This window comes from Tenacibaculum finnmarkense (genome assembly GCF_900239185.1).
GTDB lineage: Bacteria > Bacteroidota > Bacteroidia > Flavobacteriales > Flavobacteriaceae > Polaribacter > Polaribacter finnmarkensis.
Genome location: NZ_OENA01000097.1, coordinates 84,660 through 97,892, shown reverse-complemented (window position 1 = coordinate 97,892; position 13,233 = coordinate 84,660). Strand labels below are relative to the sequence as shown.

11 protein-coding genes are annotated in these 13,233 nt (G+C 30.7%); 8 read left to right on the top strand and 3 right to left on the bottom strand.

Annotated features, from left to right (window positions below):
* Positions 1–133 precede the first annotated feature (133 nt).
* The 8 genes from AQ1689_RS11520 to AQ1689_RS11485 all read left to right on the top strand — a co-directional run bounded on the left by AQ1689_RS11520 (position 134) and on the right by AQ1689_RS11485 (position 7,073).
* A complete protein-coding gene (locus AQ1689_RS11520) occupies positions 134–1,234 on the top strand; it encodes a Glu/Leu/Phe/Val family dehydrogenase (protein ID WP_101956172.1) in 1,101 nt (366 codons plus the stop codon).
* An 88-nt stretch (positions 1,235–1,322) separates the two neighbouring features.
* Positions 1,323–2,261: a transcription antitermination factor NusB gene (gene nusB, locus AQ1689_RS11515; RefSeq protein WP_101914366.1), complete on the top strand. Its 939-nt coding sequence runs from the start codon at positions 1,323–1,325 to the stop codon at positions 2,259–2,261.
* Between the two features lie 40 nt (positions 2,262–2,301).
* Positions 2,302–2,769, top strand: coding sequence for a DUF1573 domain-containing protein (locus tag AQ1689_RS11510; protein ID WP_101914401.1), 468 nt, complete (start codon positions 2,302–2,304; stop codon positions 2,767–2,769).
* Positions 2,769–3,086 (top strand): preprotein translocase subunit YajC, encoded by a 318-nt coding sequence (gene yajC / locus AQ1689_RS11505; protein ID WP_101914367.1) that lies wholly within the window; start codon positions 2,769–2,771, stop codon positions 3,084–3,086. The genes AQ1689_RS11510 and yajC overlap by 1 nt, the downstream gene beginning before the upstream one ends.
* Before the next feature lie 81 nt (positions 3,087–3,167).
* Entirely contained in the window at positions 3,168–4,103 is a 936-nt protein-coding gene (locus AQ1689_RS11500) for a YbbR-like domain-containing protein (protein WP_101956171.1), read from the top strand.
* Entirely contained in the window at positions 4,103–4,696 is a 594-nt protein-coding gene (gene coaE / locus AQ1689_RS11495; protein ID WP_198913869.1) for a dephospho-CoA kinase, read from the top strand. The genes AQ1689_RS11500 and coaE overlap by 1 nt, the downstream gene beginning before the upstream one ends.
* A 105-nt stretch (positions 4,697–4,801) precedes the next feature.
* Complete coding sequence (locus AQ1689_RS11490; RefSeq protein WP_101956169.1) at positions 4,802–6,364, top strand: sensor histidine kinase; 1,563 nt, start codon at positions 4,802–4,804, stop codon at positions 6,362–6,364.
* A 10-nt stretch (positions 6,365–6,374) separates the two neighbouring features.
* On the top strand, positions 6,375–7,073 hold the full coding sequence (locus AQ1689_RS11485) for a response regulator transcription factor (protein ID WP_101914371.1): 699 nt from the start codon (positions 6,375–6,377) through the stop codon (positions 7,071–7,073).
* A 19-nt stretch (positions 7,074–7,092) separates the two neighbouring features.
* Here the strand turns inward: AQ1689_RS11485 and AQ1689_RS11480 are convergent, their stop codons facing one another.
* The 3 genes from AQ1689_RS11480 to AQ1689_RS11470 all read right to left on the bottom strand — a co-directional run bounded on the left by AQ1689_RS11480 (position 7,093) and on the right by AQ1689_RS11470 (position 13,140).
* Positions 7,093–8,352, bottom strand: coding sequence for an alkaline phosphatase family protein (locus tag AQ1689_RS11480; protein ID WP_101956168.1), 1,260 nt, complete (start codon positions 8,350–8,352; stop codon positions 7,093–7,095).
* Positions 8,353–8,456: 104 nt separating this feature from the next.
* The gene (locus AQ1689_RS11475) at positions 8,457–9,842 is read right to left on the bottom strand and encodes a SusD/RagB family nutrient-binding outer membrane lipoprotein (protein ID WP_101956167.1); all 1,386 of its coding nucleotides are present in this window, start codon (positions 9,840–9,842) and stop codon (positions 8,457–8,459) included.
* Positions 9,843–9,870: 28 nt separating this feature from the next.
* Positions 9,871–13,140, bottom strand: coding sequence for a SusC/RagA family TonB-linked outer membrane protein (locus AQ1689_RS11470; protein ID WP_101956166.1), 3,270 nt, complete (start codon positions 13,138–13,140; stop codon positions 9,871–9,873).
* Positions 13,141–13,233 lie beyond the last annotated feature (93 nt).

The window sequence follows — 13,233 nt, the reverse complement described above, 5'->3', positions numbered from 1 at the left end:
CGGTATAAAGTGACGTTGTTAAAGATACTGTAATTAAGACTTCTTTTTTTGCTTATGTTTTAACGATTTCTTACTTTTGTCTTCAAATTTTTAGAGATTGATAAAACAGTTTCTAAATTAAAAACCAAAACAAATGAAATCAGAAATCGTTGATATTAAAGACCTTAAAAATGACCCAGTATTTGGTCAATTATCTTTTGACAATCACGAACAAATCGTTTTTTGTAATGACGAAGATACAGGTTTAAAAGCAATAATTGGTATTCATAATACAACATTAGGACCTGCATTAGGAGGTACTAGAATGTGGCAGTATAAAAGTGAATCAGAAGCCTTAAATGATGTATTGCGTTTATCACGTGGAATGACTTATAAAGCAGCAATTACAGGCTTAAATCTTGGTGGTGGTAAAGCCGTAATTATCGGTGATGCTAAAACTCAAAAAAACGACGCATTAATGCGTAAGTTTGGAGCGTATGTAAACTCATTAAGTGGAAAATATATTACTGCTGAAGATGTTGGTATGGAAACTCACGACATGGATGTTATTCGTGAAGTAACCCCACATGTTGCTGGTATTTCTGAAGAAATTGGTGGTTCAGGAAACCCATCGCCTGTAACAGCTTATGGAGTTTACATGGGTATGAAAGCTGCTGCTAAATACCGTTTCGGATCAGACAACTTAGCTGGTAAAAAAGTATTAGTTCAAGGAGTTGGGCATGTTGGTGAAACTTTAGTAAAGCATATTACTGACGAAGGAGCTCAAGTAATTTTAAACGATATTAACGAAGTTCGTTTAGAAGAATTGAGTAAAAAATACGGTGCTAACGTTGTTTTAGGAAATGATATTTATGGTTTAGATGTTGACATTTATGCTCCATGTGCCTTAGGTGCTACCTTAAATGACCAAAGTATTGCGCAATTAAAAGCAAAAATTGTTGCTGGTGCGGCAAATAATCAATTAGAAAACGAGTTAAGACACGGTAAATTATTAAGAGAAAAAGGAATTGCTTACGCACCTGATTTTTTAATTAATGCTGGTGGAATTATAAACGTATATGCTGAAGTTGCAGGCTACGACAAGGCGGAGAGCTTAAAAAGAACTGAAAATATTTACAATACAACCTTAGATATTTTCAATTTAGCAGATAAAGAAAACAGCACAACACACCAAGCTGCTTTTAATATTGCACAGGCTAGAATTGATGCTCGTAAAAAAGAACAAAATAACTAGTTAAAAAATAAAAAAGTTTTATTTTTGCAGAGCGTTAGAAATACTTTCTATCGCTCTTTTTTTTTAAAGTTTTTAAAAGTTCTTTCAAATGATTAACAGAAGACATATTCGAGTTAAAGTAATGCAGTCGGTTTACGCCATGCAACAATCGCACAGTGATGACATCCTAAAAGAAGAAAAGTTCTTAAAAGACAGCATTGATAAAATGTATGACTTATATGTTTTGAACCTTCAACTATTAATTCAAGTTCAAAAATTAGCAAACAAGCGAATAGCGCTTTCTAAAAAGAAAATACTTGCTACCAAAGAAGACTTGAATCCAAACACTAAATTTATTGACAATCGAGTAATCAATAAATTAAATGAAAGCAGCAGTTTAAGTGCTTATGTTGAACTTCATGAGCTTAATTACTGGGAACTTGATAGTGAATATGTACGAATTATTTTAGATGAATTATTAAACAGTGAGTTGTATAAAAATTATGCAAATACTCCAGGTGATTCATACCATATTGATAGTGCTTTTGTGGTTTCTTTTTTCAAAGAAATTATAGCGCCTAACGAAAAATTAGCCGATTATTTTGAAGATAAAATGATTTCTTGGGTTGATGATATTCCTTTTGTAAACACTTGGATTGTTAAATCATTAAACAAACAAAAAGAACAGAATCCTTTTATCCTTGGAAGCCTTTATAAAGATAGTGAAGACAAACAGTTTGTGTCTAAATTATTTCAAAAAACGGCATTAAATCAACATACCTACGAAGACGATATTATTGAAAAAACACCTAACTGGGAAGCTGATAGAATTGCCGATATTGACATGATTATTATTAAAATGTCGATTACTGAATTTTTACATTTCCCATCAATTCCTAGTAGCGTAAGTATTAACGAATATATTGAGGTAGCAAAAGATTATTCAACCAATAAGAGTAGCTATTTTATTAATGGTGTTTTAGATAAATTATCGAAAGATTACTTAGCATCAAATAAGATGGTTAAAATTGGTAGAGGTTTATTGTAAAAAATTATTATTTTTACCAAAACAAATTAAAATATTTAACATGAAGAAAATAGCAGTAGCAATTGCAGTTGTTCTTTCAACAGGAATTTTTATTTCTTGCGGAAAAAGCGATGCCTCATCTAAAGTAAAAAAAGAGAATGTAGAAAATGCTGAAAAAAGAGATGTTTCTATTAGTAAAGGAACAGCTTCTATTTCTTTTGATAAAGAAGAGCATAATTTTGGAATCGTAAACGAAGGTGAAGTTGTTAAAACTACCTTTACGGTAACAAACAGCGGTAAAACCGACTTGGTAATTACAAATGCACAAGCAAGTTGTGGATGTACAGTGCCTGTATGGCCTAAAGGCGCTATTGCACCTGGAGAAACTGGAGAAATTCAAGTAAGTTTTAATACCAGTGGAAAACCAAATAAACAATCTAAATCTATTACACTAACAACCAACACTGTAAAAGGTAAGGAAGTTATTAAGATTACAGGTATGGTAACTCCTAAAAAGAAAACAGCATAATGTTTACAACTATTTTTTTACAAGCAAGTACCCAAGAAAGTATTATGAATATGCTTCCTTTTGTAGCAATGATAGGTGTTTTTTATTTTTTGATTATTCGTCCACAGATGAAACGTCAAAAAGATGAAAAAAAATTCCAAGCTACTGTTGTCAAAGGAATTAAAGTAATTACCTCTAGTGGTATTCATGGTAAAATTGTTGAAATTAACGATACCGAAAATACTGTTACTATCGAAACAGGTGCTGGTAAAATTAAATTTGAACGCTCTGCTATTTCAATGGAATTAAGCAAAAAATACACAGCGGTTAAAAAATAACAACTACTACTTTTTATAAAAAAGAGCGCTAATTAGCGCTCTTTTTTTGTTTTTTATGTAGATTGCAATATATTCAACACTTTGAAAAAAACCTTTAACATACCAAAAACCTTTTTTGGATTTTTATCAGCTTCCGTACTTTTTTGGTTGCTCATAAATTTATCAAAACAATATACTACCGAAATAGAAACAGTAGTAACTTACAGCAATATTGCCATACAAAAAACAATTATTAATACACCCATTAAAAAAATAGCGCTTGTAGTAAAAGGAAGTGGTTTTAAATTAATTGCCCAAAATTTTATAAATTCTAATATAAAACTCAATTTAGAAAAAGCCCATAGAAAAAAAAATAATGCCTATTATTTTTTAACTAAAAATAGCTATTCAGAAGTACAGCGACAGCTAAATTCAGGAATTGAATTGATTAAATTTCAAAGAGACAGTATTCCTTTAGAAATGGGAACTTTAGCGTCAAAAAAAGTACCTTTAAAAGCAAATTTAGAACTCAAGTTTCAATTAGGTTATGACTTAGCTAGCCCTATAAAAATAACTCCTAGCCATGTGTTAATTTCTGGAGAAACTTCTTTAATTGATAAAATTACTTTTTTAAATTTAAAAAAAATAACGCTAGAAAATATTTCTGAAAGCACCACACTTAAAGGGACTATTGAAACACCTGAACAACTAAAAAAAGAGGTTAATTCTGCCAAAATAAGCATCATTGTTGATAAATTTACAGAAGGTGAAATAGAAGTGCCTATTAGCATCAAAAATGCACCAAAAAACATCAATATATTTCCTAAAAAAGTAAAGATAATTTACAAGGTAGGCTTAAAAAACTTTAATAAAATAAATGCCAATTTATTTAAAATAGCCTGCGATTATAAGCAGATAACAAGTAACGAAACTTCTTATTTAACGCCTAAATTAATTCAATTTCCTGATTCTATCACAATACTGCGAATAGTTCCTAAAAAAATAGATTTTTTAATACATAAAAAAACACAAAAATAATGGTTATAGGTTTAACAGGTGGTATTGGTAGCGGAAAATCTACGGTAGTAAAAATGTTTGCTGAGTATAAAAACAGTACTATTTATATTGCAGATAATGAAGCTAAAAAATTAATGAATTCTTCGGATGAAATTAAAACAAAATTAATCGCTGAATTTGGTGAAGATGTTTACAAAAACAAGCAATTAAACAAACCTTTTTTAGCCGATATCGTTTTTAACGATAAAGATAAATTAGCTATTTTAAACGCCATTGTACATCCTGTGGTAAACAATCATTTTAAAGACTTTATTCTTAAAAACACCAATAAAAACTATATTTTATACGAAAATGCCATTCTTTTTGAAAACGGTAGCAATATTTTTTGTGATAAAATAATTACCGTAACAGCCCCTGAAAACATTAGAATTGAACGTGTTTTAAAAAGAGACAACACTACAATTGATGCCGTTAAAAGCCGTATTAATAATCAATGGAGTCAAACTAAAAAAACACTACAATCTCATTATATTATTGAAAACATTACCCGTAAAAAAACACAACAGCAGGTGGCGATAATTCATGCTATTTTAACTAAAAAAGTAAAAAATTAACGTTTTACAAAGCATTTTTGTTAAATTTGTCTTAATTTCATAAAAACTTAGTTAATATACGTTAAAAGCAACGCTCTCTTCAGTTTATTAATTTATTTTTGGATAATGGGTAAGAAAATCTTTATTCTTATTGTTGTTTTAATGAGTATTTCTTTAATAGGAATCATCTCAGTTCAAGTATATTGGATTAAAGACGCTGTAAAAAACAAGCAACAACAATTTGACAACAACATCAAAATTGCATTAGCTAGAACTTCTGAAAGGATTAAAGAAAGAGAGTACGCTGATTTTTTTCAAAACAATCAAGAGTTTCTTAAGGATAAAAAATTTGTTTCCAAAGCAAAAATAACCACCTATTTATTTCAACAAATAGACACCACTAATAAAAGAAAATTTACCTTCGGAACAACTGTTTTAGGAGAAAGCATTAAAATGCCTGGTGATTTTATTAACAATGACTCTATTGTTATTAAGCGGTATTCGGGGAAACAAGATTTTTATTTTTCCCAAATAATGAAATCAAATAATGATTTTACACCCTTTGTTAAAGAGGGTCGAATTTCGAGATTTAAAACCTATCCTAAATTCAATAAACAATTAATTGAAGATATGTTGCAGGAAAGAAAAAAAATCTTCCCTATAAATCAACGAATTAGCAATAAAGAACTTAATTTTACCATCAAAGAAGAATTGGCTAAAATGAATATCACCCAAAAATTTAAATACGGTGTATATGAAGATGGCTTGGCTACGCAATTAAAATCGGGTTATTTTAACATAAAGCCAAACGATGCAAATTATCCTTTATTAGCAGATAATAACGGCATTAGCAAATATAAATTATATATAAAATTTCCTAATGAACGAAAAAAATTATTATCAGAAATATTTAATGTTTTAGGGCTTTCTTTATTATTTATAATTATAATTATTGCGGCTTTTGCAACGTCATTATATCAATTAATTCGTCAAAAGAAAATATCGGCAATAAAGACCGATTTTATCAATAATATGACCCATGAGTTTAAAACACCTATTGCAACTATAAATTTAGCTTTAGATGCCATTAAAAACCCAAAAATAATATCAGAACCTGAAAAAATAAAGCGCTATGTAAAAATGATTCGTGAAGAAAATAAACGAATGCACGGACAGGTTGAAAATGTTTTACGAATTTCGAGATTAGAAAAAAATCAGATTGAAATTAGTAAAGATGCTATCGATATACACGATACGATTGAAGAAGCTATTGAACATATTCAATTATTAGTCGATGATAAAAATGGGACGGTAACTTCGCATTATCAAGCAATATCTACCGAGGTTCTTGGAAACCAATTTCACCTAACAAATATCATTGTGAACATACTAGAAAACGCTTTAAAATATTCAGAAGGCGCACCTAAAATTGATATTTACACCGAAAGCACCAATAAATACTTTATTTTTAAAGTAAAAGACCAAGGAATTGGAATGAGTAGAAATGCTCAAAAATATATTTTTGATAAATTTTACAGAGAACATAACGGAAATATACACAACGTAAAAGGACACGGTTTAGGACTGGCTTATGTAAAAGAAATTATTGACAGCCATCAAGGGTCTGTTTACGTTGAAAGTGAAAAAAGTAAAGGAAGCTTATTTACAGTGAAATTGCCATTAATATAAAATAAAATACATGGGAAGCAAAAAAATATTATTAGTAGAAGACGATCCTAATTTCGGAACAGTTCTTAAAGATTATTTAGCCTTAAACGATTACAACGTTACACTTGCCAAAGATGGTATTGACGGATTAATTATGTTTAAAAACGGTGAATATGATTTATGTATTTTAGATGTAATGATGCCTCGTAAAGATGGCTTTTCATTAGCGCAAGATATCCGAGCAACAAACAAAGAAGTGCCTATTATATTTTTAACTGCTAAAACATTAAAAGAAGATGTTTTAAGAGGATATCAAGTTGGTGCTGATGATTATTTAAATAAACCTTTTGATTCGGAAGTTTTATTACATAAGATAAAAGCAATTTTACAACGTAAAGAGAACGAAAAGTCAAGTGATTCTGATGAATTTGAGTTCAAAATTGGTGGCTTTGAATTTAATTCTAAATTACGTCATCTTTCACTTAACGGTGCTGAGGCTCAAAAACTTTCACCTAAAGAAAGTAAATTATTAAGAATGTTAGCAGTGCATAAAAATGATTTAATGCCACGTGAATTAGCCTTAACAAAAATTTGGAGAGATGATAATTATTTCACTTCTAGAAGTATGGATGTGTATATAGCCAAACTTCGAAAATACTTAAAGGGTGATGAAAATGTTGAAATTATCAATATCCACGGGGAAGGTTTTCGATTGTTAGAAAAAGTATAAAAAGCTACTTTATAAACAATTATCTACAATATAAAAACAGTACAAAAGACTTCCTTTTCCCAGGAAGTCTTTTTTTTTGTATCAGGGTATAAAATAATTTAATCAATAAATGGTAATTTTTTTTGCTTGCTTCACCTGTTAAAACATCCACCTTTAAAATATTTTCAATCGTCGTAGCTATTTGATTGCTATACAACTGATTTTCATTCTTTATTTCTCCTTGTTTTTTAATTCCACTTCCAAAAGCAGCAAGCCAAACCTGGTCTGATCCTTTAATTGTATATGTTTTTCCATGGTCTTTTAAGTTATTCCCGTGATGTTTCCATGTTTCTAAAGGCACTGTTCCCCGTCCGTGATCTGTGGTTATAATAAAGGTAGTGTTGTTTTTGTAATAAGTGTCATTTTGAACAAAATTCCACAAATCTTTAATAAAAGTATCCGATCTTTTTATAGCGTTTAAATACTGATCATATTTACCATCGTGGGCAAAATCATCGGTTTCTCCGTAGGCTATATAAACCAGATCAGGATGTTTTTCTTTCATGTAATTAAGAGCGTAATTATGTGTAAAAACGTCTAATCGCACATTGTGCCAAGGGCTTGGTGTTTGTTTTTGATAGCTATTTAATTGTTTTTCTATCGCTGAAATACCTGTTGTTCTATCGGCAGATTCAAAACCTGCATTTATTGGTAATTTACTTCTTGTTCTATTAATAATACTCGGAAAAACATCCCAACTAGCAAAAGCAGCTACCTTATTTTTATAAACTTCTGAATTATTTACTAATTCTAAAATTGTTTTATTAGGATTATCAATTTTAGCATTGCTTTTTATCCTTTTATCATCTGCTAATCCACATAAAATTTCACTATAACCAGGATATGAAAACCAACGATTATTCGTTAAATTTACTTTATTACCTTCCTTTCTATTTCCATAAATAACACCGTTTCTAGCGATATAACTCCACATAAAAGGAAACAAAACTTCCCTTCTTTTACTTGGTTTTTTTGCCCAAAAATGCGACGCTAATACTGCCGTGTCTTTTACATATTTATCATTAGAAACCAACAATGAATCTGCTCCTGAAAATAATTCTTGCCAACGAACACCATCTAACGTTATTAAAACAACTTTTGGAGTAGCAGGTTTCTTTTGGGCTTGTTTATTTTCTTCTTGCTGATTATTTTTATTGCTTTTATCCTTATTATTTACTTGTTTATTACAAGCGGTTAAGGCTATTAAAAACAAGATAAAAAACACTTTTATTTTTACCATAATTATTTTATTTGAAGTACTAATATTAAAAAACCTGCTGTAATTGCTTTACAAAACAATAATCACAACAGGTTTGGTTTGTCTTTAAAATTTATTTTATTCTTTTATTTATCCCACCAAGATTCAGCGTTATAATTATTTTCTCCTAACCAAGAAACTGCTGTGGTATTGTTTACTTTATTAGTAAAAGTTTCTTCCGATGGATATTTAAATCGAACTGGTATTTTATCTGAATTTGTATTATTAAGTGCTGCTGTTAAAACAGGAAACCCTGTTCTTCGATAATCAAACCAAGACTCATAACCCGACATGATATTTGCCAAGTATTTTTGTGTTATAATATTTTCTACCGTTCCTTTAAAGGCTCCTTTTGATGTTGCAGTTAAATAATCCGCAGGTATTTCGATATTTCTATATTCAAAATTTGCTTTTACCGCATTTTCATAATGTAATTTTGCTTTTGAGCTATCGATAAAACCTTTACTTGCTGCTTCGGATAAAATAAACTCTTGCTCAAAATAGCTTGCAAAAACCATGTCTAATACATTGCTTGCTCTTAAATTATCCGATAAACCAGTGTAATTACCCGATCTATCATTTGAACCTGGTGTTATTCCTACATAGGTATTTGACGCGTTTGGCTTATAATAAAAAGAAATTCGAGGATCTTGTCTGTCGGTTAACATTTTTAAAATAGTCGTTGTAATGTTTAAAATTTTAAAATCGCCTTCTCTTGCTGTTGATAAATACCAATTATTTGGTGCTGAAGTAAATGGTAAAATAGCATTATCGGCATTCGATTTAAAAATATCTCCTGAGGCTACAATCTGATTTATTTGAGCAGCCGCATTGGGGTATTTATCACTAATCCTAAGCAAATAACGCAATCTTAAAACATTTGCAAATTTTATCCAAGCATTTTTATTTCCCGCAAACATTACATCTCCTGTTATTGAAGATTTGTCTTTTGATAAAGTACTCACAGCCTGAGAAAGTAATTGCAAAACACCATTTGAAGCCGTATAAATATCCTTTTGTTTATCGTATTTTGGTGTTAAATTATTTTTATCGCCTGCTTCAAAAAAAGGAATCGGATCATATAAATCGGTTAATTGTGCGCCAATAAAAGCCTTCATTATTTTGGCAACAGCTTTAATCGAGGCATTTGTTTTTTGCTCTTTTAAAACGTCATTCATATCTCCTAAAAGCCTGTTATTGGTAATCCAAAGTGAATTATTGGCATCAATTTTATATTGATCTATTACATTAAAATCAGACTTACCTTGCTCTTGCATTAAAATACTTGCGTAGGTAAAACCACCGCTAGTCGTTTGATTTCCTACGGTATAAATTGTATTGGTTAGTAAATAAGTTGCCTGGGCAGTAGTTGGTTCATTTGGGTTTACATTAATATCGCCAAAATCATCACAAGAAATAAAGGTTGCAACTGCAAGGACTATAAATCCTTTAAATATTTTAGTAACTTTCATATTTTCTAAGTTTTCTAAGTTTCTTTAATTAAAATTTGAATAAAAAATTGATTCCGTAACTTTTTGATGATGGATACGATACGTCCTCGATTCCTGGAACAACATTTGCGCCTTGCATTGCTAAAGTTTCTGGATCAAAATGAGGGTTTGACGATGGTGTCCATAATCCTAAGTTTCTACCTACTATAGATACTTTTAAAGATTCCATTGCTAATTTTTCAATCAAACCAGCAGGAACATTATAGCCAAACTTTACCTCTCTTAATTTTACATAAGTGGCATCTACAATCCCTGTTTCTTGTTGATTTTTTCTATTGTACAACGGCTTGTAATAACTCCACCAACCTATTGCATCGGCATCGGTTAAAGCAACATATTCACTGCCTACTTTCTTTACGCCATCGGGTACAATGTCTTGGTAATTATTTCTATTTTCAGAAATATCTAAATTTCCAGCATACGCCGCTATCTGTTTTGTTCTTGAAATAATGGTTCCACCTTGTTTCCAATCCATTAAAACAGATAAATCAAAGTTTTTATATTTGAAACTATTTTTAAATCCTAAAGAAAAATCTGGATTATAGTTTCCTAGTAATTGTAACTTATCATTTACAACTGGCTTACCGTCTTTGTAAACTATTTTTCCGTTATGGCGTTCGAATTTTCTTCCGTACATATTTCCTAACTTCTCTCCTTTTCTTGCCTGTATAAAAACTTTTGAAGTTTCCGCACCATATACCGAAGCATATGCCATGGTTAAAACGTCCATGTTTTCTGTTAACTCAACGACTGTTCCTTGGTTTTTAGAAAAGTTTAAACTGGTTGTCCAAGCAAAATTTTCATTACGGATAGGTTTTATCGTTAACAAAGCTTCAATTCCTTTATTTTCAATTTTACCCGCATTGATTATTTGTGCGCTATACCCTACTGTATTGGTAATTGGAACCGACATAATTTGATCTTCCGAAGTAGATTTATAATAGGTAAAATCGATTCCTACAGCTCCATTAAACATTCTTAAATCTGTTCCAAATTCATAAGAAGTACTCATTTCTGGCTTTAAATTTTCATTTAATAATACCGAACTTCTACTTAATGTTTTATTTCCTGCATAGGGTGTTTGATATGAATATGGTGTTTTTAAATTATACGCAGACGTATCATTACCAACCTGGGCGAAAGAACCTCTAATTTTAAAGAAACTAAAAGCTTCAGGCATTTCAAAAATTTTATCGATCAATAAACTTACAGATGCCGATGGATAAAAATAAGAATTGTTTTTTGCTGGTAATGTAGAAGACCAATCGTTTCTTGCTGTTACATCTACAAAAACTTTATTTTTATACCCAATACCTAGCGTACCGTATAAACTATTAATTTCTTTTTCTTCTTTATATTGCGTTGTTACTACATTTGATATAGAATTTTGAAGATTATAAAGCCCTGGAATAACCAAACCATTTGCCATGCTCGATAAAAAATTAATTTCTTGTTTCATTTGATTTCCTCCAAAATTCACATCAACATTCCAAGCATCATTTATTTTTTTATCATAAGAAAATAAAAAATCGGTATTTACCTCTGTAAAATCAACTCTTTCATCTTTATAAGCTCCTTTTAAAAATCGTTGTGTACTATAAGCTCTTTTTGAGGCTCTTTTATCAGTATAATAATCTAAACCACTTTTTGCTTGAAATTTCAAGTTTTTTAATACTTGATATTCCAATTGGATATTCCCTAAAAGCCTGTGCTTATTAAAGGCGTTGGTATTTTCATTGAGCATAAAATAAGGATTATCGTGCCAAGCATAATTATAGTTGTACTGCTCTAAACCTTCATAGCCTTTTTGCCAATAATTTTTTAAAGCCGATGTATTTACTGTTCGTCCGTACCAGGTAAACATATACATTGCCGATTCTGAACCATATCCTGAACTTGGGCGGTTATCACTACTTGATTTTATATAGTTTGATTTTAACGAAATTTTTAACTTATCGGTTAAATCAACACTTCCATTTATTCGGTATGATTTTCTTTTTAAGCCTGTATTAGGAATAATTCCTTGATTATCTAAAGAACCAAAACTAAATAAAAAGTCTGATTTATCTGCTCCAAACCCTATTGCGGTACTAAAAGTGGTTGTAAATCCTGTTTTATAAAAATTTTCTACATTATTTGGTCTTGCTACAAATGGTGTTGCAATAATATCGTTCGGCATTGTTGTTGGCGATATAATTTTTCCATTAGCATCCCTAACCCATCCTCTTACGAATATATCTCCGGCTCTTACTCCCGATGTTGTTGGGCTATCAAACTGAGTAACTAATTGACCATTCGCCTCAGGTCCCCAAGAAACATCTTCCTGATCATTTATACCTAAATCATTCGCTAATCCATCGGCATATTTAAACTTTCCTGCCCATCCTTGCCCATATTTATTTTGATATTTTGGCAACCTCAACGCTTTTTCGATTGTTGTACCAGTATTTACGGTAACGGTTAAACCTTTATTTCGTCTTGCTGTTTTAGTGGTTATTAATATGACTCCGTTAGAACCACGAGAACCGTATAAAGCTGCCGCATTTGCACCTTTTAATACACTAATATTCGCTACATTATCAGGGTCAATTTCAGAAGCACCATTACCATAATCGACCTCTTGCATTTCATTTCCACCCGTATTTTGACCTGTACCAAAAATAGTATTGTTATGAATTGGCACTCCATCAACCACAAATAAAGGACCATTAGCTGTTGATGTTAAAGAAGCTTCTCCACGGATTACAACTCTTGATGTTGAACCTACACCTGTAGATCCGTTGGTAATTTGAACACCTGCAATTTTTCCATTTAAAGCATTTACTAAATTTGTTTCCTTTGCCTGATTCAGTTCTGCTGCTTTTAAATTTGATACAGAATATCCTAAAGCCTTTTCTTCTTTTTTAATTCCTAAAGCCGTAATTACAACCTCATCTAATTGCTGTTCTAACTGTTTTAAAACAATTGTTCCTAGCTTTTTATGCGCTCCTTTACTTAAAGAGACCTGTACTCTTTTTTCTTGATATCCTATAAAAGATATTTTTAAAGTTACTTTTTCAGAAGTTACTTTATTCAGTTCAAATTTACCATCAAAATCGGTATCTGCTCCAATAGTAGTTCCTGCTAACACCACACTTGCCCCTGGCAATGGATAGCTACCGTCGCTAATTACTCCTGAAATAGTAGAAGATTGTGCTAAAATTGTGCTGCTAATAAAAACACCTAGCAATATGCTTACAAAAAGCTTAAAATTATTCATTTACTTACGTTTTACAATCGTTAAAAATTACAATTCAAATTAAATTATAATTTGACCGTATGTACAATTATGAACGTTAAGAAAACACCTATT

Coding starts and splice junctions, on each gene's coding strand:
- AQ1689_RS11520 (WP_101956172.1), top strand. CDS start 134: ATGAAATCAGAAATCGTTGATATTAAAGACCTTAAAAATGACCCAGTA.
- nusB (WP_101914366.1), top strand. CDS start 1,323: ATGATTAACAGAAGACATATTCGAGTTAAAGTAATGCAGTCGGTTTAC.
- AQ1689_RS11510 (WP_101914401.1), top strand. CDS start 2,302: ATGAAGAAAATAGCAGTAGCAATTGCAGTTGTTCTTTCAACAGGAATT.
- yajC (WP_101914367.1), top strand. CDS start 2,769: ATGTTTACAACTATTTTTTTACAAGCAAGTACCCAAGAAAGTATTATG.
- coaE (WP_198913869.1), top strand. CDS start 4,103: ATGGTTATAGGTTTAACAGGTGGTATTGGTAGCGGAAAATCTACGGTA.
- AQ1689_RS11490 (WP_101956169.1), top strand. CDS start 4,802: ATGGGTAAGAAAATCTTTATTCTTATTGTTGTTTTAATGAGTATTTCT.
- AQ1689_RS11485 (WP_101914371.1), top strand. CDS start 6,375: ATGGGAAGCAAAAAAATATTATTAGTAGAAGACGATCCTAATTTCGGA.
- AQ1689_RS11480 (WP_101956168.1), bottom strand. CDS start 8,352: ATGGTAAAAATAAAAGTGTTTTTTATCTTGTTTTTAATAGCCTTAACC.
- AQ1689_RS11475 (WP_101956167.1), bottom strand. CDS start 9,842: ATGAAAGTTACTAAAATATTTAAAGGATTTATAGTCCTTGCAGTTGCA.
- AQ1689_RS11470 (WP_101956166.1), bottom strand. CDS start 13,140: ATGAATAATTTTAAGCTTTTTGTAAGCATATTGCTAGGTGTTTTTATT.